The organism is Streptomyces albireticuli (assembly GCF_002192455.1).
In the GTDB taxonomy this organism is placed as follows: domain Bacteria; phylum Actinomycetota; class Actinomycetes; order Streptomycetales; family Streptomycetaceae; genus Streptomyces; species Streptomyces albireticuli_B.
In genome coordinates, this window is sequence record NZ_CP021744.1 from 5,430,802 (window position 1) to 5,456,567 (window position 25,766).

A 25,766-nucleotide genomic window follows, 5' to 3' on the forward strand; every position below is an offset into this window, starting at 1 on the left:
CCGGCGCCGAGCCGCGTCGGATCTACTGGGCGGGCGCACCGCCCGCCCGTGGGAGGCACCGGGCAATGGGCGAACTCATCGAGTACGGGCAGCTGTTCATCGGCGGCGCCATGACCGACCCGGCCGGCCGGGACACCATCGACGTCGTCTCGCCGCACACCGAGCGCGTCATCGGACGCGTACCGCACGCCGGCTTCGAGGACGTCGACCGGGCCGTGGCCGCCGCCCGGGCGTCCTTCGACTCCGGCGTCTGGGCCGGCCTGCCGCTGGCCGGGCGGATCGAGGTCGTCACCCGGATCAAGGACGGGATCGCCGCCCGCCACGAGGAGCTCGCCCGGACCATCTCCGCCGAGAACGGCTCCCCCTACTCCTGGAGCGTCCTCGCGCAGGCGCTCGGCGCGATGATGGTGTGGGACTGCGCCATCGGTGTCGCGCGCGACATCCCTTACGAGGAGCGGCGCGGCGGCGTCCTCGGGCCGCTGGTGGTGCGGCGCGAGCCGGTCGGGGTGGTCGCGGCGGTCGTCCCCTGGAACGTGCCGCAGTTCGTGGCCGCGGCCAAGCTGGCGCCCGCCCTGCTGGCGGGCTGCTCCGTGATCCTCAAGCCGTCGCCGGAGACGCCCCTGGACGCGTATCTGCTCGCCGAGATCGTCGCCGCGGCCGGGCTGCCGGAGGGCGTGCTGTCGATCCTGCCCGCCGGACCGGAGACCGGCGAGTACCTGGTCGGGCACCCCGGCGTCGACAAGGTCTCCTTCACCGGCTCGGTCGCGGCCGGCAAGCGCGTCATGGAGGTCGCCTCCCGCCACCTCACCCGGGTCACGCTGGAGCTGGGCGGCAAGTCCGCGGCCGTCGTCCTGCCCGACGCCGACCTGGACGCGGCCGTCGCCGGCATCGTGCCGAGCGCCTGGATGAACAACGGCCAGGCCTGCGTCGCGCAGACCCGCATCCTCGCCCCGCGCGTCCACTACGACGAGCTCGCCGAGCGGTTCGCGGCCGCGGCCCGCGCCCTCGTCGTCGGCGACCCCCTCGACCCGGCCACCCAGGTCGGGCCGCTGGTCGCGGAGCGGCAGCGGCGGCGCTCGCTGGACTACATCGCGCTCGGGCGGCGCGAGGGCGCCAAGGTGCTCGCGGGCGGCGGCCGCCCGGCCGGGCTCGACACCGGCTGGTACGTCGAGCCCACGCTGTTCGGCGACGTCGGCAACACCATGCGGATCGCCCGCGAGGAGATCTTCGGGCCGGTCATCTGCCTGCTGCCCTACGACACGGAGGAGGAGGCCGTCCGGATCGCCGACGACTCCGACTACGGGCTCTCCGGCAGCGTCTGGACCCGCGACGTCGAGCACGGCCTGGACATCGCGCGCCGGGTGCGCACCGGAACGTACTCGGTGAACACCTTCAGCCTCGACATGCTCGGCCCCTTCGGCGGCTACAAGAACTCCGGCCTGGGCCGGGAGTTCGGCCCCGAGGGCTTCGCCGAGTACCAGGAGCACAAGATGATCCACCTGCCCGCCGGGCACGGGGAGGGCTGATGGCCGAGCGCTGGCGCGTCACGGTGGACCGGCGCGTGTGCGTCGGCTCGGGGCTGTGCGCCGGCCTCGCCCCCGAGGCCTTCCGGCTCGATCCGGCGCGCAGGTCCCACCCGGTGCCGGGCGCGAGGGGGGAGTCCGAACGGGTGCGTGAGGCGGCGGAGATGTGCCCGGTCGAGGCGATCGCGATCGCACTCGCGGACACGGGGGAGGCGGTGTTCCCGCCGCCGGAGTGACGGGTGGGGTGCCGAACGGGGGCGGGGCGGCGGCCGGGCGCCGCCGGCCCCGTGATCCGCGCGCGGCCGTCCGGCGACCGGCTTCGGGGCCGTCCGGTGATCCGCGCGGGACCGGCCCGGTGGCCCGTCGGCGGGTGGTGGGCCGCTGACCTGGGACGGATCCGTCCGCGCCTGGTTACTCATGCGTTCCGCACTGCCTGTTCATGACATGTGTGACTGGTTCGCCTCTCAACGGCGTGGAAATCTCGACGCAACGGAGCCGAGGGGGGAACCGATGGACAAGCGGTACGAGGTCTACTGCCTGGCGGACAGGCACTTCTACGAGACCCCGGACCGTCTGTCCCTCCCGGCCGGCGGCGCGCCGGAGGCCGGTGGCGGGTTCTACGAGACCGCCCGCCGCCCGGTGCCCGCCGGCTGGCACACCTCCCGCACCGGCGACTGGCTGCACCTCACGCCCGTGGACGCCGACGGCGCCCCGCGCCCCGGGCAGCCGCCCCAGGGCTGGAAGATCCACGTGTCGGCGACGGCCGCGAGCGCGGAGAAGACCGCCGCCGCCGTCTGGGACCACTGCGTCCCGAGGGGCATCCCCTTCAAGTTCGTCCCCGCCCCGCACCTGCTGCACCTGCGCAACAGCAAATACGCGGGGCGCGACCACAGCGGAAAGTTCGTCACGGTCTACCCGAAGGACGAGGAGCAACTCCACGCCACGCTCACCGAGTTGCACGAGGTCGTCGGCGGCAGGCCCGGCCCGTACGTCCTCACGGACCTCCGCTGGCACGACGGCCCGCTCTACGTCCGCTACGGCGCCTTCGCCCGCCGGTTCTGCGTCGACGCGCGCGGCACGCTCGTCCCCGCGATCGAGGACGGCGAAGGGCGGCTGGTGCCCGACCGCCGCGACCCCGCGTTCCACGTCCCCGACTGGGTGACGCTGCCCGCCTTCCTGGAGCCCCACCTCGCCGCCCGCAACGCCACCACGGTCGGCGAGCTGCCCTACCGCATCGAGAAGGCCCTGCACTTCTCCAACGGCGGCGGCGTCTACGCCGGCACCGACACCCGCGACGGCCGGAAGGTCGTCCTCAAGGAGGCCCGGCCGCACGCCGGCCTCGCCGCCGACGGCGCGGACGCCGTCGCCCGGCTGGAGCGCGAGCGGGCCGCCCTGGAGAAGCTCTCCGGGCTCGGCGTGGCTCCCGAGGTGCGTGACTGGTTCACCCTCGGCGAGCACAGCTTCCTCGTCATGGACTTCGTCGAGGGCCGCCTCCTCAACTCCTACTTCTCCGAGCGTCACCCCCTGATCGCCGCCACCCCGGCCACCACCGCCGTGGCCGACTACACGGCCTGGGCGCTGCGCGTCCACGCCGCGGTCGAGGAGGCCGTGGCCCTGGTGCACTCCAGGGGAGTGGTCTTCAACGACCTGCACATGTTCAACATCATGGTCGCCCCCGACGAACGCTCGGTGACCCTCATCGACTTCGAGGCCGCCGCCCCCGCCGCCGAGCACGGCCGCCAGATCGTCGCCCACCCCGGCTTCGTCGCCCCGCCGGACCGCACCGGCACCGAGGTCGACCGCTACGCCCTGGCGTGCCTGCGGCTGGCGCTGTTCCTGCCGGTGACCATGCTCTTCGCCATCGACCGCGGCAAGGCCGCCCATCTGGCCGAGGTGATCGCCGAGGAGTTCCCCGAGGTGCCGGAGGAGTTCCTGGCGGAGGCCGTGGCGGAGATCGCCGGGGAAGGGGCGGGCGGCCGGGCGGCCGGCGGTGGCCCCGGCCGTGGCGCCCACGACGGCGCGGGCGGGCGCGCGGGCAGCGGTGCCGCCGGGGGTTCCGGCAGCGGCGTCCACGGTGACGTGCGTACGGCCGGCGGCCGTGGGGCGCCCGGGGGGACCCGCTCCGGTACGGGCGGTGGAGCCGTCGGCGGCTCCGGGAGCGACCCCGGCCGTGGCGTCCACGCGGGCACGGCCACCCGCCGTGGGGCGGACGGGCGAGCCGGCTCCGCCGCGGTGCCCGCCGCCGCCCGTCGCCCCCGCGCGGGAGCGCACCCCGCGCCCGGGGACTGGCCACGCAGCCGGGACTCGATGGCGCGGGCGATCCTCGCCTCCGCCACCCCCGACCGTGCCGACCGGCTCTTCCCGGGCGACATCGCGCAGTTCGGCGACGGCGGCGGGCTCGGCCTCGCGCACGGCGCCGCCGGGGTGCTGCACGCCCTCGCCGAGACCGGCGCGGACCGCTACGAGCGGGGCGAGCGCTGGCTCCTCGACCACACCGACCCGCTGCCGCCGGGCACCCCGCTCGGCCTCTACGACGGTGTCGCCGGCGTCGCCTGCGTCCTCGACCGGCTCGGCCACACCCGGCGCGCCCTCGACCTCGCCGCGACCGTCCTCGCAGAGAAGTGGCAGCGGCTCACCTCCGACCTCCACAGCGGCCTGGCCGGAGTCGGCCTCGCCCTCGACCACCTCGCCCGGACCACCGGCGAGCGGCAGCTCCACGACCAGGCCGTCGAAGCCGCCCAGCTCCTCGCCGACCGGCTGGCCGCCGACCTCGCGTCCCCCGCCGCCGGCCGCCGCCGGGCCGGCCTGATGCACGGCGCGAGCGGCCCCGCCCTGCTCTTCCTCCGGCTCCACGAACGCACCGGGGCCCCCGCCCTGCTCGAACTCGCCGAGCGGGCCCTGCGCGCCGACCTCGCCCGCTGCGTCACGACCCCCAACGGCACCCTGGAGGTCGACGAGGGCTGGCGCACGATGCCCTACCTGGGCGACGGCAGCGTCGGCGTCGGCATGGTCCTCGACGACTTCCTCGACCGCGCCGCCCGGCGCGGGACCGCCGCCGACCCGGCGCTGGCCGAGGCCCGCACGGGCATCCTCCGCGCCGCGCGCTCGCGGTTCTACGTCCAGCCCGGCCTCCTCCAGGGCCGCGCCGGCATGGTCCTGCACCTCGGCCGCACGACCGCACCCGGCGTCACCGCGGAGCACCTGGCCACCCAGGTCCGCGGACTGTCCTGGTACGCGATGGCCTACGAAGGGGAACTCGCCTTCCCCGGCAGCCAGATGATGCGGCTGTCCATGGACCTCGCCACCGGAACGGCGGGCGTCCTGCTGGCCCTGGGCGCCGCGCTCGGCGCCCCCGGCGGCCCGGCGCCGCAACTCCCCTTCCTGCCGCCCCTGAGGGCGCCCAAGGACCGGCTCCGCACGGAGCCGTAGCACCACCATCCGTCCCCATGAAAGGAAAGACCATGGCCCTTCTCGACCTTCAGAACATGGACTCCGAGGAGTACGGCGGCGGCCACGGCGGCGGAGGCAGCAACGTGAGCCTTCTCCTCTGCTGGAGCACGGCCAGCGTCGCGCTCTGCCTGTGACACGGAGCCGGTAGACACCAGGGACCGGGCGGGCACCCTCACGGGGCCCGTCCGGTCCCACCGGCAGTACCGACGGCACCGGCGGCATCGACGGCACTGTCCACGGGCAGTGCCGACGGCATCGACAGCGAGGGCTGCGACGACCCCATGGCACAGACCAGTACCGCCCCCGCCGGAGCGCCCGGCGAGCGGCACCCCGGCGACCGGATCCTGCTCGACGCGACCCGGCACAGCGCCGCCCGCGCCGCGGCCCTGGCCCTGATCGCCGTCGCCGCCACCGGCGCCACCCTGCTGCTGCCCGCCGCCCTCGGCCACACCCTCGACCTCCTCCTCGCCCGGCGCGGCGCCGAGGCGACCCGCTGGGTCCTGCTCTGCGCGGGCCTCGTCTGCGCCCCCGCCGCGCTCGACGCCCTCGACGAGGTGCTCTCCGGCACCACCGCAGCCCGCACCACGGCCTGGCTGCGCCACCGCCTGCTGGCCCACGTCCTCGCCGCCGGGCCCCGCGCCACCGCCCGCTTCGCCCCCGGAGACCTCGTCACCCGCCTCGTCGGCAACGCCGCCGACGTCGGCACCGCCCCCGGCACGCTCGCCGGATCCGCCGCCGCCGTCGCCGCCCCGCTGGGCGGCGTCCTCGCGCTCGGCCTCATCGACCCCTGGCTCGCCGTCGGGTTCCTCGCCGGGGCGCCCCTGCTCGCCCTGCTGCTGCGGGCCTTCGCCCGCGCCTCCGGCGACTGCGCGGCGGAGTACCAGCGGCTCCAGGGAGAGATCGCCGGGCGCCTCGTCGAGGCGGTCGGCGGCGCCCGGACCATCGCGGCCGCCGGCACCGCGCGGCGGGAGACCGCCCGCGTGCTCGCCCCGCTGCCCGGCCTGTCCCACCAGGGGCACCGCATGTGGCGGGTGCAGGGCCGGGCCGCCGCGCAGGCCGTCACGGTCGTGCCGCTGCTCCAGATCACCGTGCTGGCCGTCGCCGGCCTGCGCCTCACCCAGGGGGCGCTCAGCGTCGGCGACCTCCTCGCCGCCTCGCGCTACGCGGTGCTCGCCACCGGGGTCGGCGTGCTCGTCGGCCACGTGAGCGCGATCGTCCGGGCCCGTACGGCCGCGGGGCGCGTCGCCGAGGTCCTGGCAGAGCCCGCCACGGCGCACGGCTACTGCCAACTGCCGGCCGCCGGCGCCGGCACCCTGGAGCTGCGCGGCGTCAGCGCGGAGCGCGGCGGGCGGACGGTGCTGCGCGACGTCGACCTCGTGGTGCCGGGCGGCACGTCCCTGGCCGTCGTCGGCCGCTCCGGCACCGGCAAGTCGGTGCTCGCGGAGCTCGCCGGGCGGCTCGCCGACCCGGCCGCCGGGGTGGTGACGCTCGACGGCGTCCCCCTGCGCGAGCTCGGCCACGACACCCTGCGGCGCGCCGTCGGCTACGCCTTCGCCCGGCCCGCCCCGCTGGGCGGCACGATCGGCGGCACGATCGCCTTCGGCGTCTTCGACCCCGGACCCGACGCCGTCACGGAAGCCGCCCGCGCGGCGTGCGCGGACGGCTTCGTGCGCCGCATGCCGCTCGGCTACGCCACGCCCTGCGAGGACGCTCCGCTGTCCGGCGGCGAGTCCCAACGCCTGGGCCTGGCCCGCGCCTTCGCCCACGCGGGCCGCGTCCTGATCCTGGACGACGCGACGTCCAGCCTCGACACCCTCACCGAACACGAGGTCACCCGCGCCCTCCACGGCACCACCACCCGCACCCGCCTCGTCGTCGCCCACCGCGCCTCGACGGCCGCCCGGGCCGACCGCGTCGCCTGGCTCGCCGACGGCCGCCTCCGCGCGACGGGCACCCACGAGGACCTATGGCGCGACCCGGAGTACCGGGCGCTCTTCGGCGCGCGGTGACCCCCGCCCGGGGCGCCCCGGCCCGCCCGCGGACGGGAGCGGCACCTCTGCCCGCCCGACCGCGGCCGCCCGGGGGCGCGTTCAGGCGGTCCGGCGTATCCCGGTGGCCGGCATGTCGCGGTGGCCCGGCGTCGCCGCCCGACCGGCCGCGGGCCGGCGGCCGCACCCCTGTCCCGGCCGCCCCGGCCCAGACCCCAGGAGGTCCCCATGCCTGAGCGCCGTCGTGGCGGCGGCCGTGACGACGGCGGCGGTGTCGCACGCCGAGGGCTGCGCTTCCTGCGCCGCCGGCGGGCCGTCGTCGCGTGGCTGGCCGTGTGGTCCGTGGTCGAGGCCGCGCACACCTTCGGGCTGGGGTACGCGCTGGCCAGAGCGCTGGACTCCGGGTTCCTCGCGGGGCGGGCCGGGGTCGGGCTCGGGTGGCTCGGGGCGGCCGCCGGGGCCGTGGTCGTCGGGGCGTACGGGACCGGGCGTACGTACGGCGGCGTCGCCGGGCTCGTGGAGCCGCTGCGCGACGGACTCGTGCGGCGCGTGGTCCCGGCCGCCCTGCGGGACGCCGACGGCGCCGCCGTCTCCCGGCTGACCCACCAGGTGGAGATCGCCCGGGACGCCTTCGCCGGGCTCGTGATGGTCTCGCGGTCCTTCGTCTTCACGGCGGCCGGCGCCCTGACGGGCCTGTTCCTGCTGTCCCCGGCCCTCCTGGTGGTCGTGGTGCCACCGCTCGCGCTCGGCCTCGGCCTGTTCCTCGCGACCCTGCGGCCCCTGGCCCGCCGCCAGGAGGCCTTCCTCATCGCCGACGAGGCCGTCGCCCGCTCCTTCGGCGAGGTCTCCGCCGGGCTGCGCGACATCACGGCCGGCGGCGCCGAACGGCGGGTCCGCGAGGGGACGGGCGCCCTCGTCGACGCCGAGCGCCGGGCCTCCGCGGCCCTCGCCCGCTGGTCCGTCGTGCGCGTCGTGGCCCTGGCCGTCGCCGGCCAGGTCCCCGTCGTCCTCCTGCTCGCCGCGACGCCCTGGCTGCTCGACCGCTCCGTCACCCCCGGCGCCCTCGTCGGCGCCCTCGCCTACCTCACGCAGTCCCTCCTGCCGGCCCTCCAGAACCTCGTGCACGGCCTCGGCGGAAGCGGCTCCCGCCTCGCCGTCGTGCTGCGCCGCCTCACCGCCGGCCCGCCGCCCGCCCCCGCCGCGCGCCCCACGGGCGGGCACCCGGCGGCCGCGCCCACCACCCCCGCCGTCGAGCTGCGCGGCGTCACCTTCGCGTACGGCGAGCACGCCGATCCCGTCGTCGACGGCCTGGACCTGGCCGTGCCCGCCGGCTCCCACCTCGCCGTCGTCGGCCCCAGCGGGGTCGGCAAGTCGACGCTGGCCGGGCTGATGGCGGGGCTGCTGGTACCCCGGAGCGGCGAGGTGCGGATCGGCGGGCGGCCGCCGGGCGACCCGGCCGGCCGGGTGCTCATCCCGCAGGAGGCGTACGTCTTCTCCGGCACCCTCGGCGACAACCTGCGCTATCTGCGCGCGGATCCGGTCACCGAGCGGGAGCTCACCGAGGCGGCCGAGGCCCTCGGCATGTCCGGGCTCGTCGCGCGGCTCGGCGGCTTCGGGGCGCGGCTCGCCCCCGACGCGCTGTCCGCGGGGGAGCGGCAGCAGATCGCCCTGGCCCGCGCCTATCTCTCGCCCGCTCCCGTCGCGCTGCTGGACGAGGCGACGTGCCACCTCGACCCCGCCGCCGAAGCCCGCGCCGAGCGGGCCTTCGCGCGGCGGCCCGGCACCACCCTGATCGTCATCGCGCACCGGGCCGCCTCGGCCCGCCGCGCGGACCGCGTCCTGGTGATGGACGGCCCGCGCACCCGCTGCGGGGACCACCGCGAACTGCTGGCGGCGTCCCCGCTCTACCGTGACCTCACCGGGGCCCCGGGCCCGCGCACTCCGGCGCACGCCCCCTCACACCCACCCCGCTCCCCGCGAGATCCGGATCGCGTCGACGCGGTTGCGGGCCCCGGTCTTCCGGGTGATCGCCGCCAGGTAGTTGCGCACGGTCCCGTTGGAAAGGTGCAGACTCCGGGCGATCTCCCCGATGGAGGAGCCCTCCGCGGCGAGTGAGAGCACGCTGAGCTCACGTCTCGTCAGCGGGATCTCGGCGGCCTCCAGAAAGCCGTAGCCGAGCGACTCGTCGATGTAGCGCTCGCCCTTCGCCACCCGCCTTATGCCCTCGACCAACTGGTCGGGAGAAGCGTTTTTGCTCAAGTACCCCAAGGCCCCCTCCTCGTACGCCCGGCGCAGCGGCCCCGGCCGCTCCGCCGTCGCCAGGGCCAGCAGGACCGAGGTGCCGTCCCCCGCGCAACATCGGGCGGACAGCTCCCGCAGGCCCCGTGGTCCCGCGGCGTCGGGGCTGTCCATGTCCACGACGCAGACGTCGGGCCAGCGCGCCCACGACGTGGCCGCCGCGTGCTCCCAGGAGGCGGAGAGGACCTCCAGATCGGGCTCCCTGCCGAGGAATGCCGCCAGCGCCGCGCGCAGCAGATAGGTGTCCTGTACCAGTAGAACCCGGATCACGACCCCGCCTCCCCGTCCCCCGGCGGCGAGCGCTACGCCGGGCACGTCGACAATTCATACGGCGTGTACCTCTGTCGCGGGCGCGGAATACCTCACCTGTGGGGGGCGCAAGGGCGCACGATACGAGCCACGCGCGCCCCAAGTTCACTCGAACGCGCCGCCCTAAACCTCTTGGCATTTCCCGGCGGATGGTGAGGTGAGGTCGATCAGCCGGCACACGGTCTCGATGTCGATCTTCACCTGGGCGATGGAGGCCCGCCCCGACAGCCAGGTGATGAGGGCCGAGTGCCAGGTGTGCTCGATGACGCGGACGGCCGAGAGCTGCGCGGGCGTCGGCGGGCCGGCCGGCCCCATCGCGTCCAGGATGATGGCCGTGGTGAGCCGCGAGACGGTGTCGACCTCGGCGCTCACCGAGCGGTCGGCGAAGGTCAGGGCGCGCACCATCGCGTCGGCCAGGTGCGGCTCGCGCTGCATCGCCCGGAAGGCGCGCATCAGGGTCTGGGCCACACGCGCGGCCGGCTCCTCCTCCGTCGGCGGCCGCTTGCGCAGGGTCCCGTGCAGTTGCTGGAGCTGGTCCTGCATCGTGGCGACCAGCAGATGGATCTTGGACGGGAAGTAGCGGTAGAGCGTGCCGAGCGCCACGCTCGACGACTCGGCGACCTCCCGCATCTGCACCGCGTCGAAACCGCCGCGGACGGCCAGCCGCGCCGTGGCGTCCAGGATGCGCCGCCGACGCGCTTCCTGACGCTCGGTCAGGGGAAGAGGGGTGCTGACGGCGGGCGCGGCCGATGCGGTCGCCGACTTGGATTCCGTAGTCATATGTCCCATTCCGTGGCGGTCCATCCAGCGGTATCTGTGCAGCCCGGACGGCACAGCATGGCAGGGGCCGGGTCGTGGCGCGAATCACCCGATCCGGTCCTGTCGGCCGCCCGTCCGGCCGGTAGATTCAAGCTTCTGGACAACCCAGTCTGAAACTTGTTCTAGATTAGCGCGACCGGTTACGCTCCGGCGGGAACAGCAGCGAGAAGGAGGCCGGGAGTGACCGCTGAGGCCACAGAGGCAGCACTCGCGCGAGAGGGCGGCCTCCCCGGCCGGGACGTCTCCCGCACGGAACGCCCGTTGCGCATCGCGCTGCTCAGCTACAAGGGCAACCCGTTCTGCGGCGGCCAGGGCGTCTACGTGCGCCACCTCTCCCGCGAACTCGCCCGGCTCGGCCACAGCGTCGAGGTCATCGGCGCCCAGCCGTACCCCGTCCTCGACGAGGGCGTCACCCTCACCGAGCTCCCCAGCCTCGACCTCTACCGGCAGCCGGACCCCTTCCGCATGCCCAAGGCGGGCGAGTACCGCGACTGGGTCGACGCGCTGGAGGTCGCCACCATGGCCACCGGCGGCTTCCCCGAGCCGCTCACCTTCAGCCTGCGCGCCCGCCGCCATCTCGCCGCCCGCCGCGGCCGGTTCGACGTCGTGCACGACAACCAGACCCTCGGCTACGGCCTCCTCGGCGGCCCCCTCACCCTGGGCGCCCCGCTCGTCACCACCATCCACCACCCCATCACCGTCGACCGGCAGCTCGACCTCGACGCCGCCGCCGACTGGAAGCGCCGCGCCTCCGTGCACCGCTGGTACGGGTTCGTCCGGATGCAGAAGCGCGTCGCCCGCCGGCTGCCGTCCGTCCTGACCGTCTCCGGCTCCTCCCGCGACGAGATCGTCGACGACCTCGGGGTGCCCGCCGAGCGGATCCACGTCGTCCCCATCGGCGCCGACACCGACCTTTTCTCCCCGGACCCGTCCGTCGCCGAGGTGCCCGGCCGGATCGTCACCACCTCCAGTGCCGACGTCCCCCTCAAGGGCCTGGTCCACCTCGTCGAGGCGCTCGCCACCGTGCGCGCCGCCCACCCCGGCGCCCACCTCGTCGTCGTCGGCAAGCGCGCCGAGAACGGCCCGGTGGCCACGGCCATCGCGCGGCACGGGCTCGGCGACGCCATCCGCTTCGTCAAGGGCGTCAGCGACGCCGAACTCGTCGACCTCGTCCGCTCGGCACAGGTCGCCTGCGTCCCCTCCCTCTACGAGGGCTTCTCGCTGCCCGCCGCCGAGGCCATGGCCACCGGCACCCCGCTGCTGGCCACCACCGGCGGCGCCATCCCCGAGGTCGCCGGCCCCGACGGCGAGACCTGCCTGGCCGTGCCGCCCGGCGACGCGGGCGCCCTCGCCGCGGGCCTCACCCGGCTGCTCGGCGACGCGGACCTGCGCCGCCGCCTCGGCGCGGCGGGCCGCGAGCGGGTGCTCGCCCGCTTCACCTGGCGGCAGGCCGCGATCGGCACGGCCGACCACTACCGTGAGGCCGTCGCCCGGTACGGTGCCGCCGACGCGGCCCGCCGCCGGGCGGGCATCCGGTAGCCCGCCCCGCCCGCCGGGCCCGGCCGTCCGCCGACCGTGCTCCGACCGCCCCTGATCCGACCTGACCTGCCCCGCCGGACGAAAGCAGACCTCCGTGCTGACCGTCGATTTCACCCGCTTCCCGCTCGCCGCCGGCGACCGCGTGCTCGACCTGGGCTGCGGCGCGGGCCGGCACGCCTTCGAGTGCTACCGGCGCGGCGCGCAGGTCGTGGCCCTCGACCGCAACGGCGAGGAGATACGCGAGGTCGCCAAGTGGTTCGCCGCGATGAAGGAGGCCGGTGAGGCCCCGGCCGGCGCCACCGCCACCGCCATGGAGGGCGACGCCCTCGCGCTGCCCTTCCCCGACGACACCTTCGACGTCGTCATCATCTCCGAGGTCATGGAGCACATCCCCGACGACAAGGGCGTCCTCGCCGAGATGGTCCGCGTCCTCAAGCCCGGCGGCCGCATCGCCGTCACCGTCCCGCGCTACGGCCCGGAGAAGATCTGCTGGGCGCTCTCCGACGCGTACCACGAGGTCGAGGGGGGCCACATCCGCATCTACCGCGGTGACGAACTCCTCGACCGGATGCGGGAGGCGGGCCTCGCGCCCTACGGCACTCACCACGCCCACGGCCTGCACAGCCCGTACTGGTGGCTCAAGTGCGCCTTCGGCGTCGACAACGACAAGGCGCTGCCCGTCCGCGCCTACCACAAGCTGCTGGTCTGGGACATCATGAAGAAGCCCAAGGCCACCCGGGTCGCCGAGCAGCTCCTCAACCCCGTCATCGGCAAGAGCTTCGTCGCCTACGCGACCAAGCCGCACCAGGACGGGGCGGTCGCCAAGTGACCACCTTCAGCCGCGGCCCCGGCCGCACCGAACGGCTCGTCCTGCCCGGCGTGCTGACCGCGCGACAGGCCGTCCAGACGGTCGCCGCCCTCGCCGCCGTGCAGCGCGAGGACGGCGCCATACCCTGGTTCCGGGGCCACCACCTCGACCCCTGGGACCACGTCGAGGCCGCCATGGCCCTGGACGCCGCCGGCGAGCACGCCCGCGCCGAGGCCGCCTACCGCTGGCTCGCCGACCACCAGAACCCCGACGGCTCCTGGTACGCCGCCTACGCCGACGGCGACGCCGACGCCCCCACCGACCGGGGCCGGGAGACCAACTTCGTCGCCTACGTCGCCGTCGGCGTCTGGCACCACTACCTCGCCACCGGCGACGACGCTTTCCTCGACCGCATGTGGCCGACCGTCTTCGCCGCCGTCGAGTTCGTCCTCCAGCTCCAGCAGCCGGGCGGCCAGATCGGCTGGAAGCGGGAGGAGGACGGCACGGACGTCACCGACGCCCTGCTCACCGGCTCCTCCTCGATCCACCAGGCGCTGCGCTGCGCCCTCGCCGTCGCCGAGCACCGGGAGGAGCCCCAGCCCGGCTGGGAGCTGGCCACCGGCCTCCTCGCGCACGCGATCCGCCGCCACCCCGAGCGCTTCCTCGACAAGAGCCGCTACTCCATGGACTGGTACTACCCGGTGCTCGGCGGCGCGCTGACCGGCCCCGAGGCCAAGGAGCGCATAGAGGAGGGCTGGGACCGCTTCGTCGTCCCCGGCCTCGGCGTCCGCTGCGTCCTCCCCAACCCCTGGGTCACCGGCGGCGAGAGCTGCGAACTCGCCCTGGCTCTCTGGGTGATGGGCGAGTCCGACCGCGCCGTGGAGATCCTCCAGTCGATCCAGCACCTGCGCGCCGACGACGGCATGTACTGGACGGGCTACGTCTTCGACGACAAGGCCGTCTGGCCCGAGGAGCTCACGACGTGGACGGCGGGGTCGCTGCTGCTGGCGGCGGCGGCGCTGGGCGGCGACGAGGCGACGACGGCGGTCTTCGGCGGGGAGCGGCTGCCGCGGGGGCTCGAACCGGATTGCTGCTAGGAGGGTGACGGGACGGGCCGGCTTCAGCCCGTCCGGCGTTTGAGGACCGGGGTCCGGGGCGGAGCCCCGGTTCGGGAAGGGGCGGGACTGGGGAGATCCCCTGTCAGTGCCCCGACCTAAGGTGGCGTCATGACTCACCTCAGCTACGACCGTTACTGTTCCGAGGTCGTCACCCAAACCACCCTCCTCCGCGAGGCGATCCGCGGCGCGGACCTCACCGCCACCGTCCCCACCTGCCCCGAGTGGACCCTGGCCCAGCTCCTCCTGCACGTCGGCCAGGCCCACCGTTACGCCGAGGGCCTCGTGCGGACGCGGACCACCTCCTTCACGCCGACCGACATCGGCGCCGCCCCCACCCCCGGCCCCGGTGACCCGGCCCTCGACGCCGACGCGGCCGCGTTCGGCGCCTGGCTCGCCGAGGGCGCCGAGACCCTGGTGGAGACCCTGCGCGCGAGCGGGCCCGACACCGGGGTGTGGACCTTCGGGCCGCGGCAGAACGCCGACTTCTGGGCCCGCCGGATGACGCACGAGACGGTGATCCACCGGGCCGACGCCGAGGCCACCACGGGCGTGGAGTTCACCGTGGCCCCGGAGATCGCCGCCGACTGCCTCGACGAGTGGCTCCAGATCGTCAGCTCACCCATGGCGATGGAGTACAACCCGGCGTACAAGGAGCTGCTCGGCCCCGGCCGCACCCTGCACCTGCACGCCACGGACACCGCTCCCGAGCTGGAGGCGGAGTGGTTCGTCGACTACAGCGGCGAGCGGATCGAGTGGCGCCGCGCCCACGAGAAGGCGGCCGTCGTCGTGCGCGGCCCGCTGACCGACGTGCTGAGCGTCTTCTACCGGCGGCAGTCGCCGGCCGACGGCCGCGTCGAGGTCCTGGGCGACCGCGAGCTGCTCGAATTCTGGCTGGAGCGGGCCAGCTTCTGATCACGTCCGCGGGCGGGGTGAGAGCATCGGGACCATGACCGACACCCTCCGACGACCCTCCGTCCGGCACGCGCCCGCGGTCCGCCGCCGGGCGCCGCGCCGGGCGGCCGCCCGGGCCCTGCCGGCGGCCGCGGCGCTGGCGCTCGTCGCCTCCTGCACCGTCGGCGGTGGCGGCACGGCGAGGGCGGACGCGGGCGCGGCCGGGGCCGGCGACCCGCTCTTCCCCCGGCTGGGCAACGGCGGTTACGACGTCCGGCACTACGGCCTGACGCTGGACTACGAGCCGGACGGCAACCACCTGGACGGCACGGCTGTGATCACGGCCCGGGCGACGCAGGAACTCGGCGCCTTCAACCTCGACCTGAAGGGGCTGGACGTCCGCGCCGTCCGGGTCGACGGCCGCGAGGCCCGTACGGACCGGGAGGGCACCGAGCTGACGGTGACGCCCGCCCGGCGGATCGGCAAGGGGCGCACCTTCGAGACGGTCGTCACCTACGGGGGGACGCCGGAGGAGATCACGGACGAGGAGGACGAGGAAGAGGAGGAGCACGAGGGCGCGGAAGGCTGGGTGGAGACCGATGACGGCGCGGTCGGCCTCGGCCAGCCCACGGGCTCGATGGCCTGGTTCCCCGGCAACCACCACCCTTCCGACAAGGCCGCCTACGACATCCAGGTGACCGTGCCCGCCGGGTACACCGCCGTGGCCAACGGCGAGCTGAAGGGCGAGCGGACCAAGGGCGGCCGGAAGTCCTTCTCCTGGCACTCGGCCGAGCCGATGGCGAGCTATCTGGCGAGCGTGGCCGTCTCCCCGTTCAAGGTCACCACCACCCGCGCCGGCGACCTGCCCGTCTACCTCGCCACGCATCCCAAGCAGGCCGCGGCGGCGCCCCGGCTGAAGAAGCTGGTGCCGGAGGCCCTCGCCTGGGCGACCGCGCTGTTCGGTCCGTACCCCTTCTCCTCGGCCGGCGCGGTCGTCGACCACAACCCCACGCTGGGGTACGCGCTGGAGACCCAGACCAAGCCCTACTTCGGCTCGGACCCGGACGAGCTGGTCGTGGTGCACGAGCTGGCGCACCAGTGGTTCGGCAATTCCGTCACCCCGCGCACCTGGCGCGACATGTGGCTGAACGAGGGCTTCGCCCAGTACGCGGAGTGGCTGTGGGAGGAGAAGCGGGGCGGCCGGTCCGTCCAGCGGATCTTCGACGACTACTACGACGGCAAGGACGCGCAGAGCGAGGGCATCTGGGCCTATCCGCCCGCCGATCCCGCGCCGGAGACGGTCTCCGACCCGCCGGTCTACGGCCGGGGCGCCATGGTCCTGCACAAGCTGCGGCAGGCCGTCGGCGACGAGAAGTTCTTCGCGACCGTACGGGCGTGGACGGCCGAGCACCGGCACGGCAACGCCGACACCGCCGAGTTCGTCCGGTTCTGGGAGCGGAAGTCGGGCAAGGACCTCGACGGGCTCTTCGACGTCTGGCTGCGCGGGAAGGGCAGGCCCGCCACGCGCTGAGCACCGGGCCCGCCCCACTCACGCGTTGAGCTCCGCCAGGACCCGCAGCGTGGCGGTGTCCGGGGCCGTCACCAGCAGGTCGGTGACCGGCCCCGCCCGCCACAGCGCCAGCCGTTCCGCGATCCGTTCCCGGGGGCCGACGAGCGAGATCTCGTCGGCGAAGTCGTCCGGCACGGCGGCCACGGCCTCCTCCCGCCGCCCGGCCAGGAACAGCTCCCGCACCCGCCGCGCCGCGTCCGCGAAGCCCATCCGGGCCATCAGCTCGGCGTGGAAGTTCCGGCGGGCGTGCCCCATGCCGCCGATGTAGAAGCCGAGCATCGCCTTGACCGGCCGCAGCCCCTCCGCGACGTCGGAGCAGAGCCGGGCCTGGGCCAGCGGGGCGACCATGAAGCCCTCGGGGGCCGCCGCGAGGGCCGCCGTGTACAGCTCCGTGCGCAGCGGTGACCAGTACAGCGGCAGCCAGCCGTCGGCGATCCGCACGGTCTGGGCGATGTTCCGCGGCCCCTCGGCCCCGAGCAGCACCGGCAGGCCGGGGCGCAGCGGGTGGACGATGGACTTCAGCGGTCTGCCGAGGCCGGTGGCGTCCGGGCCGCGGTAGGGGAGCGGGTGGTAGCGCCCGTCGAGGGTCACCGGTGCCGCGCGGCGCAGCACCTGGCGGACCACGTCGACGTACTCGCGCGTCGCCGTGAGGGGGCTCTCGGGGAACGGCCGCCCGTACCATCCCTCCACCACCTGGGGCCCCGACAGTCCCAGGCCGAGCAGCAGCCGGCCGCCGGAGAGGTGGTCGAGGGTCAGCGCGTGCATCGCCGTCGCCGTCGGGGTGCGGGCGGCCATCTGGGCCACGGCGGTGCCCAGGCGCAGCCGCCGGGTGTGCGCGGCGATCCAGGTGAGGGCCGTGAAGGCGTCCGAGCCCCAGGCCTCGGCGGTCCACACCGAGTCGTAGCCCAGCCGCTCGGCCTCCAGGGCGAGGGAGAGCAGGCCGGGGTCGGGGCCGCCGCGGCCCCAGTAGCCGAGCGCGAGGCCGAGCCGCATCCGCGCCTCCATCTGACGATCCGTCAGTTCGGCTGGACTGTACGGCCCCGGACCGGCCCCCGGCAAGACGGCGGCGGCCGGCCGTACGGCGGCGGGGCGGCGGCCCGGCACGACGAACGGCCCGCCGGGAGAACCCGGCGGGCCGTTCGGGGAAGCGTGCCGATCAGGTCAGCCGCGCTGGATCCCCGTGGTGTCCTGGAGCAGGCCGCGACGGCCGTCCTGGGTCTGCGCGACCAGCGCGGCACCGCGCTGGTCCACCGCCAGGTACCAGGTGCCGGGCGCGAGCTCGGCGACCGGCGTCGGCGAGCCGTCCTCCCCGTAGAGCGGACGGGCCACCGGGACCGCGAACCAGAACGGGGCGAAGTCCGCGGCCGGGGCCGCGGGCTGCGCCGCGCCCGCCTGCGGAGCGGCGGCCGCGCCGGCGACACCGGCGGCGCCGCCCTGGCTCGGGTCCTGCGGACCCTGCGGCTGGCCCGGCTGGGCACCGAACGGCTGCTGCGCGCCGTACGGGCCCGGGGCACCGGGCTGCTGCACGCCACCGGGGTAGCCGTAGCCCGGGTTCGGGCCGGCGCCGTACGGGGACGGGGCCTGCGGGCCCGGGACGCCCATCAGCGGGGCCTTCAGCGCCGGGGTGCGCGGCGTGAGCAGCGCCACGGCGGCCAGGGCCAGGGTGGCGATCAGGCCGAGGATCTGGCCGACACCGGGGGAGATGCTCTCGGGACCGCCGAGGATCGTCCACACCGAGGACCACGCGGCGAAGACGGTGAGCGCCGTGCCCCACTGGTCCAGACCGAGGCCGAGGACCTTGCGGCCCTCCGGCTGGAAGCGGGCGGCGACGATCAGGGCGGCGGCGATGATCCCGGCGAGGAAGATCGACGGCAGCACGGGGAAGAGCCCGGACTTCCAGCCGTTCGGCTCCGCCGGACAGCCGATCGTCGACTGCCCGCAGTCGTACGAGTAGAAGCTGAGGAACGAGGCGATGAACAGCAACACCGCTGCTCCGATCACCACGCCGTCGCCTCGAGTGAGGGAGCGGATGTTCAACTGAAGTCCTTTGTCAGTGTTGATCATTAACCGTCGCCGTCCCGGTGTCGGGACGTGCGAGGGCGCGGGGGCAGGGGCGGGGGTGCCCCCATCGTACGGGTGAACCTATCTCCTGGGTGCCCGGGGCGTCTTCTTCGTATCACCGTCGTGACACGGCTGTGGCCTGCTGGTACGCCCCTCTGTTACCCGGGTGGCCCTACCCCGCAGGAAGTCCGTGATGCCGTCCGCGATCCCCTGCGCCGCCTTCTCACGCCATGCCGCGTCGGTGAGCCGGCCCACGTCCTCGGGGTCGCGCATGTTGCCGCATTCGATGAACACCTTCGGGACCGTCGAGAGATTGAGCCCGCCCAGGTCGCCGCGGGTGTCGAGGCCCGTGCCGCCGCCGATGTAATTGGACGGCGGGCTCCCGGTCGTCCGGACGAAGTTCCCCGCGATCCGCGCGCCCAGCTCCTTCGACGGCCCGACGATGGGCGCGGTGTCCGCCGCGCCGCCCTTCACCAGGGCGGGCAGGATCACATGGAAGCCGCGGTTGCCGACCGCCGAGCCGTCGGCGTGGATGGAGACCGCGGCGTCGGCGTGCGCCTTGTTGCCGATGGCGGCCCGCTCGGTGACGCACGGTCCGTACGGGCGCTCGCCGTCGTGCGTGAACGTCACCTTCGCGCCCTGGTTCCGCAGGATCGTCCGCAGCCGGTGGGCGACGTCGAGGCTGAACGTCGCCTCGGCGTAACCGGCGTCCGTGGACGTACCGGTGGTGTCGCACTCCTTGCGGCCCGTGCCGATGTCGACGGAACGGTTGATCTCCGCGGTGTGCTCGCTGTTGCGGATGTTGTGGCCGGGGTCGACGAGGACCACCTTGCCCTTGAGCGGGCCGTCGGCGCGCGGCGCCTCGCCGTCGGCGACCCCGGCGCCCTCACCGGCCGACGGGCCCGGCGAGGCGGTGGCGCCGCCCGCGGACGGCGAAGGGGCCTGCGGCCGGGAGGTCACCGCCGAGGGCCGGGGGGCCGGGGCGGCCGGGGAGGCGGCGGAGGAGGTCGCGGCCACCGGGTGCCCGGCGGTGTCGTCCTCGCCCCCGCTCGCGTCCCACAGCAGCCAGCCCGCGAGACCGGCGGCCACCACGGCCACCAGCGCGACTATCAGAGGGGTGGCACGGCCACCGGGACGGCCGGACATGCCGTCACGGCGGGGCGCGCGGGGAAAGCTGCCTTTGGACACCCGGCGATGCTAACGCCGCCCGTCAGATTCCGAGGCCGGTCCGGCGGAGAACGTGCAGGGAACGGGTCACCGAGACCTCGGTGAAGGCGCCGGACGCGAGTGCCCTGCGGTAGACGCGGTACGGGGCCTGGCCGCCGTCGGCCGGATCGGCGAACACGTCGTGGATGACGAGGAGTCCGCCCTCCGCGAGGTGCGGCGCCCAGCCCTCGTAGTCGGCCGTCGCGTGCTCGTCGGTGTGCCCGCCGTCGATGAACACCAGCCCGAGCGGCGTCCCCCACACCGCGGCGGCCTGCGGCGACCGGCCGACGAGCGCGAGGACGTGCTCCTCCAGGCCCGCCCGGTGGAGCGTCCGGCGGAACGTGGGCAGGGTGTCCATCCGCCCCACGACCGGGTCGACGACGGAGGCGTCGTGGTACTCCCAGCCGGGCTGCTGCTCCTCGCTGCCGCGGTGGTGGTCGACGGTCACGGCCGTCACCCCGGCCTCCCGCGCGGCGTCGGCCAGCAGGATCGTCGACCGGCCGCAGTACGTGCCGACTTCGAGCAGCGGCATGCGCAGCGCCGCGGCCTCGCGGGCGGCGGCGTGGAGGGCGAGTCCCTCGTCGAGCGGCATGAAGCCCTTGGCCGCTTCGAATGCGGCGAGTGTCTCGGGCTTGGGGGCCATGGGGGTCCTCCTGGGGGTGCGCGCGTGGTGGATGCAGGCTACGCGTGCGGCTCCGGGGGCCCGCCCCGGCCCCCGGCCCGGTCCGCCCCCGCCGTGCGTCCCCTACAACCAGCCGTTCTGCCGCGCCGCCCGGACCGCCTCCATCCGGTTGCGTGTCCCCGTCTTCCCGATCGCCGCCGACAGGTAGTTCCGGACCGTCGCCGGCGACAGGTGCACCCGCGCCGCGATGTCCGCCACCGTCGCCCCGTCCACCGCCGCCGCCAGCACGTCACGCTCGCGCTGGGTCAGCGGGTTGGGGCCCGCGCTCAGGGCGGCCGCGGCCAGGGCCGGGTCGATGACGCGCTCGCCCGCCAGCACCCGCCGGACCGCCGCCGCGAGCTCCTCCACCGGGCCGTCCTTGACCAGGAACCCGGAGGCGCCCGCCTCCATCGCGCGGCGCAGATAGCCGGGGCGCCCGAACGTGGTGAGGATCAGCACCCGGCAGCCGGGCAGCCGCTCGCGCAGGTCCGCCGCCGCGTCCAGGCCGCTGCGGCCCGGGAGTTCGATGTCGAGGAGCGCGACGTCGGGCTCCGTCTCCAGGGCCTTGGGGAGGATCTCCTCGCCGTCGCCGACCTGGGCGACGATCTCGAAGTCCTCCTCCAGCCCGAGCAGCAGCGCGAGCGCGCCCCGCATCATGCCCTGGTCCTCGGCGAGGAGCAGTCTGATCATGAGCTGTGGTCCTCCTCGGACTCCGCGTCTACAGGCAGTTCGGCCACGAGCCGGAAGCCCCGGCGCCCGTCGGGGCCGGTGGTGAGGGCACCGCCGGCGGCGGCCAGCCGCTCGGTCAGCCCCTTCAGACCCGAGCCGCCCGTCCCCGCGGCGGCCGGCTCCGAGCCTACGCCGCGCCCGTCGTCGGTGATCTCCAGGCGTACCCGGTCGGTCTCGCCGCGCACCTCCACGGCGCAGCGGCCCGCGCCGCTGTGCCGGACGACGTTGGTGACGCCCTCGCGGACGACCCAGCCCAGCAGCGCCGCGGTCTGCGGCGGCAGCGGCGGCCCCGACTGCCGGACGTCCACGCCGATGCCGGAGGCCTCCAGCAGGGAGCGCGCCCGGTCGAGCTCGGTGGTGAGGCTGCCCTCGCGGTAGCCGGTGACGGCCTCGCGGATCTCGGTGAGCGCCTGGCGGCCGACGGCCTCGATGTCGGCGGCCTGGCCGAGTGCCGCCTCCAGGTCGCGCGGCGCGAGGCGGCGCACGGCCTCCGCCTTGACCACGATCACGGACATCGTGTGACCGAGCAGGTCGTGCAGATCGCGCGAGAAGCGCAGCCGCTCCCGCTCGACCGCGCCGCGCGCCAGCTCCTCGCGGGTCTCGCGGAGCTGGGCGACGGTCTCGAAGAGCGTCAGGATCGCGGCCGTCACCAGACCGGAGAGCACCGTCCCGTAGCCGACGATCAGGGAGTCCTCCGCGCCGCCGCGGAAGCCCGCGATGACCCCCGCGGAGCCGGAGAGCGTGAGCACCACGGCGCCCAGGGCCCGGCCCCGGCCGCGCAGCACGATGCCGCTCGCCAGCGAGAGCAGCGGGAAGCAGAGCAGCCAGTCACCGCCGTAGCCGATGGACAGCGCGTAGCTGACCGCGGCCAGCGCGCCGAGGCGCCCCAGCACGAGGCGGCTCCGGCGGCGCTCGTCGTCGAGGCCGCCGAAGACCGTGAGGACATAGAGGACGACGAAGGCGACCAGACCCGCGCCACCCAGCCAGGGGCGTGGCAGCTCGCCCCGGACGAGACTCTGCACGTCTCCGGTGAGCATGAAGAGCCAGGGCAGGAAGGCGAGCTTGCCCGGCGGCTTGTGCCGCTCGGCCTCGGTCGTTCTGTCGTTCATGCTCCCGACCCTACGGACCCTCCGAGGCCCGGAGCAGAGGCGGATGTGGGCGGCCGGCCATGACATTCGTCCTGGACGCGCGCCGGACGGGGCGGGTCCGCCGGGCCCGCCGGCCCGCCGCCGGTGGCCTTCCCACCCCCGGGGCGATCGGCTATACATGGGTGCCACCGGATCGGCTAGAACGCGTTCTAGGGCGAGCGTGTGCGGGCCGGACCGGCAGCGACCCCGGTACGGCCGACGGTGCGGACACCCCGGCCGGGATCCCCACCACGCGTGAAGGAGCCGTGCCCGATGCCCATCGACGCAGCGCAGGCGGTCGCCGCCGAGCCCCGCGACAGCGAACTGACCTGGGATCACAAGGACGTCATCCTCTACCACCTGGGCATCGGCGCGGGCACCCCGGCGACCGGCCCCGACGAGCTCCGCTACACCCTGGAGACCCGGCTGCACGTGCTGCCCTCCTTCGCGACCGTCGCGGGCGGCGGCCGGGCCGTCTCCGGCGGCCTCGGCGCCCCGGGCATCGACGTCGACCTCGCCGCCGTCCTGCACGGCGGGCAGACCGTCGAGCTCCACCGGCCGCTCCCCGCGCGCGGCACCGCCACCTCGTCCTCCCGCGTCGCGGCCGTCCACGACAAGGGGAAGGCGGCCGTCATCGTCCACCGCTCGGACGTGGCCGACGCGGACGGGCCGCTCTGGACGAGCGAGAGCGAGATCTACGTCCGGGGCGAGGGCGGCTTCGGCGGCGAGCGCGGCTCCAGCACCCGCCTCGACGTCCCCGAGGCCGCCCCCACCTGGACCGCGGAGCGCGCGATCCGGGAGGACCAGGCCCTCCTCTACCGCCTGTCCGGCGACTGGAACCCCCTGCACGCCGACCCCGGGTTCGCGAAGCGCGCGGGCTTCGACCGGCCGATCCTGCACGGCCTGTGCTCGTACGGCATCACCCTCAAGGCCGTCGTGGACACCGCGCTCGGCGGCGACGTCGCCCGCGTCCGCGCGTACACCACCCGCTTCGCCGGCGTCGCCTTCCCCGGCGAGACGCTGCGCGTACGGATGTGGCGCGACACCCCCGCGCCCGGCCGCGTCCAGGTGACCGTCACCGCCGTGGAGCGCGACGACGCGCCGGTGCTCGCCGACACGGTCGTCACCCACACCTGAGCCGCCCCTCCCGGGCCCGTCGCACCCGCCGCACCCTGACCGAACCGCCCGTCACGCGAAGGGAGTCGCACCATGCGCGCTGCCGTACTGCACGAGACAGGCCAGGACAAACTGGAGATCCACGACGACGTCGAGACCGTGGGCTTCGGACCCGGCAAGGTGCGGCTGCGCATGCGGGCCGCCGGGCTCTGCCACTCCGACCTCTCCGCCATGTCCGGGGTGCTGCCGCAGCCCGCGCCCCTAGTCCCCGGCCACGAGGGCGCCGGCGAGGTCGTCGAGGCCGGCGACGGCGTCACCGGCCTGTCGCCCGGCGACCGGGTCCTCCTGTGCTGGCTGCCCGCCTGCGGCGGCTGTCCCGCGTGCCGGCGCGGTCAGTCGCACCTGTGCCTGTCCGGGTTCGCGCACGCCGGCACCCCCTCCTTCCGGCGGGCCGGCACCGACCTCTTCGGGTTCGCCGGCACCGGCACCTTCGCCGAGGAACTCGTCGTGCACGCCGGCTGCGCGGTGCCCATCCCCGACGACGTCCCCTACGACATCGCCGCGCTGATCGGCTGCGGCGTCACGACCGGCCTCGGCGCCGCCCTCGACACGGCGCGCGTGGCGGCCGGTTCCTCGGTCGCGGTCATCGGCTGCGGCGGCGTCGGCGTCAGCGTCGTGCAGGGCGCCCGGGCCGCCGGCGCCGCGCAGATCGTCGCCGTCGATCCGACACCCGCCCGGCGCGAGGCCGTCCTGCGGTTCGGCGCCACGGAGGCCGTGCCGCCCGAGGGCCTCGGCGACGCCCGCTCCCGGATCACCGGGGGCGAGGGCTTCGACTACGTCTTCGAGGCCGTCGGGAACTCCGCCACCGCCCGCACCGCCTACGAGGCGACCCGGCGCGGCGGCACCGTCTGCGTCGTCGGGGCGGGCGCGGCGGACGACTTCCTCAAGATCAGCATGTTCGAGCTGTTCCTCGACGAGAAGCGGATCCTGCCCTCGCTCTTCGGCGGCGGCGACGTCCTGCGCGCGTACGGGCGGGCCATCGCCCTCTGGCGGGCGGGCCGCGTCGACCTCGCGGGCCTCATCACCCACCGGGTACCGCTCGCCGGGGTCAACGACGCCGTCGACCAGATGCGCTCGGGGGAGGCGCTGCGCACCTGCGTGGAGATCTGAACGGCACGGGGAGAAGCAGCCGAGAGACGGAGGGGACCGGGAATGACAGCAGAGCGGCCGCTCGCCGGCCGGACCGCGATCGTCACCGGCGCCGGCCGGGGCCTCGGCCGGGCGGAGGCCCGGCAGCTGGCCGCGCTCGGCGCCCACGTGGTCGTCAACGACCACGGGAAGCCGGGCCGCGACGGCTCCGGGGAGGCGTCCGCCGGGCCCGCGGAGGAGGCCGTCGCCGAGATCCGCGCGGCCGGCGGCCTGGCCACGGCCCACGCGGGGGACGTCGCCGACTTCGACGCCGCCCGGGAGCTCGTACGGCTGGCGGCGGACATCGGGGCCGAGACCGGGGGCGGGCTCGACATCCTGGTCAACAACGCGGGCATCCTGCGCGACCGCATGGTCTTCTCCATGACCGAGGACGAGTGGGACTCCGTCGTCCGCGTGCACCTCAAGGGCCACTTCGCCACACTGCGGTTCGCCGCCGCGCACTGGCGGGAGCGCGCGAAGGCCACCGGCGGGCCGGTGTACGGACGGGTCGTCAACACCTCCTCCGAGGCGTTCCTCGCCGGTTCGGCGGGCCAGCCCAACTACGCCGCCGCCAAGGGCGGCGTCGTCGGGCTCACCACCTCGACGGCCGCGGCACTGCGCAAGTACGGGGTGACGGTGAACGCCATCTGCCCACGGGCCAGGACGCGGATGACCGAGGACGTCTTCGCGGGCGTCGGCGGGGGAGCGGCGCCGGAGGGCGGCGCCGCGGGTACGGACGTGCTGGACCCGGGGCACGTCTCACCGCTGGTCGGCTATCTGGCCTCGCCGGCCGCCGCCGGGGTGAGCGGGCAGGTGTTCGTCGTGCACGGCGGCATGGTCGCCGTCGTGGAGCGCCCCAGGGTCGCGGCGAGGTTCGACACCGCCGGGGACGTCTTCAGCGTGGCCGAGCTGGACGGGCTGCTGACCCCTTATTACGCGGGGCGGCCGCCGGAGGAGGGGTTCGCGGCGACGGAGGTGCTGGGGCTGCGGCGCGGCGGGTCCGGGGAAGGACCGGACCGGGGCTGAACCGGGGCCGGAACGGCCCTGGCCCCCCGGACGGTGCCGGGGGGCCAGGGCGCGTGCCGTCGTGGCTCGGCTCAGCGGCTGTCCGCCGTGCGGCGGTGCTTGCCGTGGGCGTGCGCGGAGGCGCTGTCGTCGTCCGGGGAAGCCGGACCGCGGTGCCTGCCGGAGCCGGTGGCTGCGGCCTGGGCGGACGCCTCGAAGGGGCGCGCCTCGGTCGTGTCGGTTCGGGCGTCGGGCATGGGGAAAGTCACTCCGTCGGATGGGCTTGCGTGCTGGGCGCGTCGGGGGCCGCGGCAGTGGCGCACGGCGTCGACGGACGTCAACTCGCTTCTCGCGCACGAC

The 25,766-nt window shown here is 75.4% G+C and carries 22 protein-coding genes and 1 pseudogene; 14 read left to right on the plus strand and 9 right to left on the minus strand.

Features of this window, described 5'->3' with window-relative positions; all coding sequences use genetic code 11:
* Window positions 1-65 precede the first annotated feature (65 nt).
* The 6 genes from SMD11_RS23495 to SMD11_RS23520 all read left to right on the plus strand — a co-directional run bounded on the left by SMD11_RS23495 (window position 66) and on the right by SMD11_RS23520 (window position 9,076).
* Window positions 66-1,526 carry an aldehyde dehydrogenase gene (locus tag SMD11_RS23495; RefSeq protein WP_087928316.1) on the plus strand — a complete coding sequence of 487 codons (1,461 nt, stop codon included), beginning with the start codon at window positions 66-68 and terminating at the stop codon, window positions 1,524-1,526.
* Window positions 1,526-1,759, plus strand: a complete 234-nt coding sequence (locus SMD11_RS23500) for a ferredoxin (RefSeq protein ID WP_087928317.1) — start codon at window positions 1,526-1,528, stop codon at window positions 1,757-1,759. Before SMD11_RS23495 ends, SMD11_RS23500 begins: the two co-directional genes overlap by 1 nt.
* 274 nt (window positions 1,760-2,033) lie before the next feature.
* Complete coding sequence (gene lanKC / locus SMD11_RS23505; protein ID WP_087928318.1) at window positions 2,034-4,952, plus strand: class III lanthionine synthetase LanKC; 2,919 nt, start codon at window positions 2,034-2,036, stop codon at window positions 4,950-4,952.
* A 32-nt stretch (window positions 4,953-4,984) separates the two neighbouring features.
* The gene (locus SMD11_RS23510) at window positions 4,985-5,107 is read left to right on the plus strand and encodes a SapB/AmfS family lanthipeptide (RefSeq protein WP_087928319.1); all 123 of its coding nucleotides are present in this window, start codon (window positions 4,985-4,987) and stop codon (window positions 5,105-5,107) included.
* Window positions 5,108-5,254: 147 nt separating this feature from the next.
* Window positions 5,255-6,982: an ABC transporter ATP-binding protein gene (locus SMD11_RS23515; RefSeq protein WP_087928320.1), complete on the plus strand. Its 1,728-nt coding sequence runs from the start codon at window positions 5,255-5,257 to the stop codon at window positions 6,980-6,982.
* A gap of 207 nt (window positions 6,983-7,189) precedes the next feature.
* The gene (locus tag SMD11_RS23520; protein WP_234366145.1) at window positions 7,190-9,076 is read left to right on the plus strand and encodes an ATP-binding cassette domain-containing protein; all 1,887 of its coding nucleotides are present in this window, start codon (window positions 7,190-7,192) and stop codon (window positions 9,074-9,076) included.
* Here the strand turns inward: SMD11_RS23520 and SMD11_RS23525 are convergent.
* Together SMD11_RS23525 and SMD11_RS23530 are read right to left on the minus strand one after the other, a co-directional pair.
* Window positions 9,002-9,574, minus strand: a pseudogene (locus SMD11_RS23525) (response regulator); the annotation flags it as partial. The gene SMD11_RS23520 and the pseudogene SMD11_RS23525 sit on opposite strands and share 75 nt — an antisense overlap.
* Before the next feature lie 117 nt (window positions 9,575-9,691).
* Window positions 9,692-10,348, minus strand: a complete 657-nt coding sequence (locus SMD11_RS23530; protein ID WP_087928322.1) for a TetR family transcriptional regulator — start codon at window positions 10,346-10,348, stop codon at window positions 9,692-9,694.
* A gap of 219 nt (window positions 10,349-10,567) precedes the next feature.
* Between SMD11_RS23530 and SMD11_RS23535 the strand changes: the two genes are divergently transcribed.
* The 5 genes from SMD11_RS23535 to SMD11_RS23555 all read left to right on the plus strand — a co-directional run bounded on the left by SMD11_RS23535 (window position 10,568) and on the right by SMD11_RS23555 (window position 16,274).
* Entirely contained in the window at window positions 10,568-11,926 is a 1,359-nt protein-coding gene (locus SMD11_RS23535) for a glycosyltransferase family 4 protein (protein WP_087928323.1), read from the plus strand.
* A 94-nt stretch (window positions 11,927-12,020) separates the two neighbouring features.
* Window positions 12,021-12,755 (plus strand): class I SAM-dependent methyltransferase, encoded by a 735-nt coding sequence (locus SMD11_RS23540; protein ID WP_087928324.1) that lies wholly within the window; start codon window positions 12,021-12,023, stop codon window positions 12,753-12,755.
* A complete protein-coding gene (locus tag SMD11_RS23545; protein ID WP_087928325.1) occupies window positions 12,752-13,831 on the plus strand; it encodes a prenyltransferase in 1,080 nt (359 codons plus the stop codon). The genes SMD11_RS23540 and SMD11_RS23545 overlap by 4 nt, the downstream gene beginning before the upstream one ends.
* A 129-nt stretch (window positions 13,832-13,960) precedes the next feature.
* Window positions 13,961-14,764, plus strand: coding sequence for a maleylpyruvate isomerase N-terminal domain-containing protein (locus SMD11_RS23550; protein WP_087928326.1), 804 nt, complete (start codon window positions 13,961-13,963; stop codon window positions 14,762-14,764).
* A 34-nt stretch (window positions 14,765-14,798) separates the two neighbouring features.
* Window positions 14,799-16,274, plus strand: coding sequence for a M1 family metallopeptidase (locus SMD11_RS23555; protein ID WP_087928327.1), 1,476 nt, complete (start codon window positions 14,799-14,801; stop codon window positions 16,272-16,274).
* 18 nt (window positions 16,275-16,292) lie between these two features.
* Here SMD11_RS23555 and SMD11_RS23560 read toward each other — a convergent pair whose 3' ends face one another.
* From SMD11_RS23560 to SMD11_RS23585, 6 genes are all read right to left on the minus strand, one after another.
* Complete coding sequence (locus tag SMD11_RS23560; RefSeq protein ID WP_087930694.1) at window positions 16,293-17,306, minus strand: LLM class F420-dependent oxidoreductase; 1,014 nt, start codon at window positions 17,304-17,306, stop codon at window positions 16,293-16,295.
* Window positions 17,307-17,474: 168 nt separating this feature from the next.
* Window positions 17,475-18,350 (minus strand): hypothetical protein, encoded by an 876-nt coding sequence (locus tag SMD11_RS23565; protein ID WP_087928328.1) that lies wholly within the window; start codon window positions 18,348-18,350, stop codon window positions 17,475-17,477.
* 105 nt (window positions 18,351-18,455) lie between these two features.
* Window positions 18,456-19,562 carry an N-acetylmuramoyl-L-alanine amidase gene (locus SMD11_RS23570; protein ID WP_418952470.1) on the minus strand — a complete coding sequence of 369 codons (1,107 nt, stop codon included), beginning with the start codon at window positions 19,560-19,562 and terminating at the stop codon, window positions 18,456-18,458.
* Window positions 19,563-19,584: 22 nt separating this feature from the next.
* Window positions 19,585-20,223 carry a class I SAM-dependent methyltransferase gene (locus SMD11_RS23575; RefSeq protein ID WP_087928330.1) on the minus strand — a complete coding sequence of 213 codons (639 nt, stop codon included), beginning with the start codon at window positions 20,221-20,223 and terminating at the stop codon, window positions 19,585-19,587.
* Window positions 20,224-20,325: 102 nt separating this feature from the next.
* On the minus strand, window positions 20,326-20,931 hold the full coding sequence (locus SMD11_RS23580; protein ID WP_087928331.1) for a response regulator transcription factor: 606 nt from the start codon (window positions 20,929-20,931) through the stop codon (window positions 20,326-20,328).
* Window positions 20,928-22,079 (minus strand): sensor histidine kinase, encoded by a 1,152-nt coding sequence (locus tag SMD11_RS23585; RefSeq protein WP_087928332.1) that lies wholly within the window; start codon window positions 22,077-22,079, stop codon window positions 20,928-20,930. Before SMD11_RS23585 ends, SMD11_RS23580 begins: the two co-directional genes overlap by 4 nt.
* Window positions 22,080-22,370: 291 nt before the next feature.
* On the opposite strand from SMD11_RS23585, the gene SMD11_RS23590 reads away from it, so the two are divergent.
* The 3 genes from SMD11_RS23590 (at window position 22,371) to SMD11_RS23600 (ending at window position 25,427) form a co-directional block, all read left to right on the plus strand.
* Complete coding sequence (locus SMD11_RS23590) at window positions 22,371-23,234, plus strand: MaoC/PaaZ C-terminal domain-containing protein (protein WP_087928333.1); 864 nt, start codon at window positions 22,371-22,373, stop codon at window positions 23,232-23,234.
* Window positions 23,235-23,306: 72 nt separating this feature from the next.
* A complete protein-coding gene (locus tag SMD11_RS23595; protein ID WP_087928334.1) occupies window positions 23,307-24,383 on the plus strand; it encodes an alcohol dehydrogenase catalytic domain-containing protein in 1,077 nt (358 codons plus the stop codon).
* 42 nt (window positions 24,384-24,425) lie between these two features.
* Window positions 24,426-25,427 (plus strand): 3-oxoacyl-ACP reductase, encoded by a 1,002-nt coding sequence (locus SMD11_RS23600; protein ID WP_087928335.1) that lies wholly within the window; start codon window positions 24,426-24,428, stop codon window positions 25,425-25,427.
* Window positions 25,428-25,498: 71 nt separating this feature from the next.
* Here SMD11_RS23600 and SMD11_RS35960 read toward each other — a convergent pair whose 3' ends face one another.
* Complete coding sequence (locus SMD11_RS35960; RefSeq protein ID WP_199843936.1) at window positions 25,499-25,663, minus strand: hypothetical protein; 165 nt, start codon at window positions 25,661-25,663, stop codon at window positions 25,499-25,501.
* Window positions 25,664-25,766 lie beyond the last annotated feature (103 nt).

Coding starts and splice junctions, on each gene's coding strand:
- SMD11_RS23500 (WP_087928317.1), top strand. CDS start 1,526: ATGGCCGAGCGCTGGCGCGTCACGGTGGACCGGCGCGTGTGCGTCGGC.
- SMD11_RS23595 (WP_087928334.1), top strand. CDS start 23,307: ATGCGCGCTGCCGTACTGCACGAGACAGGCCAGGACAAACTGGAGATC.
- SMD11_RS23580 (WP_087928331.1), bottom strand. CDS start 20,931: ATGATCAGACTGCTCCTCGCCGAGGACCAGGGCATGATGCGGGGCGCG.
- SMD11_RS23555 (WP_087928327.1), top strand. CDS start 14,799: ATGACCGACACCCTCCGACGACCCTCCGTCCGGCACGCGCCCGCGGTC.
- SMD11_RS23515 (WP_087928320.1), top strand. CDS start 5,255: ATGGCACAGACCAGTACCGCCCCCGCCGGAGCGCCCGGCGAGCGGCAC.
- SMD11_RS23575 (WP_087928330.1), bottom strand. CDS start 20,223: ATGGCCCCCAAGCCCGAGACACTCGCCGCATTCGAAGCGGCCAAGGGC.
- SMD11_RS35960 (WP_199843936.1), bottom strand. CDS start 25,663: ATGCCCGACGCCCGAACCGACACGACCGAGGCGCGCCCCTTCGAGGCG.
- SMD11_RS23495 (WP_087928316.1), top strand. CDS start 66: ATGGGCGAACTCATCGAGTACGGGCAGCTGTTCATCGGCGGCGCCATG.
- SMD11_RS23550 (WP_087928326.1), top strand. CDS start 13,961: ATGACTCACCTCAGCTACGACCGTTACTGTTCCGAGGTCGTCACCCAA.
- SMD11_RS23590 (WP_087928333.1), top strand. CDS start 22,371: ATGCCCATCGACGCAGCGCAGGCGGTCGCCGCCGAGCCCCGCGACAGC.
- SMD11_RS23585 (WP_087928332.1), bottom strand. CDS start 22,079: ATGAACGACAGAACGACCGAGGCCGAGCGGCACAAGCCGCCGGGCAAG.
- SMD11_RS23600 (WP_087928335.1), top strand. CDS start 24,426: ATGACAGCAGAGCGGCCGCTCGCCGGCCGGACCGCGATCGTCACCGGC.
- SMD11_RS23560 (WP_087930694.1), bottom strand. CDS start 17,306: ATGCGGCTCGGCCTCGCGCTCGGCTACTGGGGCCGCGGCGGCCCCGAC.
- lanKC (WP_087928318.1), top strand. CDS start 2,034: ATGGACAAGCGGTACGAGGTCTACTGCCTGGCGGACAGGCACTTCTAC.
- SMD11_RS23520 (WP_234366145.1), top strand. CDS start 7,190: ATGCCTGAGCGCCGTCGTGGCGGCGGCCGTGACGACGGCGGCGGTGTC.
- SMD11_RS23510 (WP_087928319.1), top strand. CDS start 4,985: ATGGCCCTTCTCGACCTTCAGAACATGGACTCCGAGGAGTACGGCGGC.
- SMD11_RS23530 (WP_087928322.1), bottom strand. CDS start 10,348: ATGACTACGGAATCCAAGTCGGCGACCGCATCGGCCGCGCCCGCCGTC.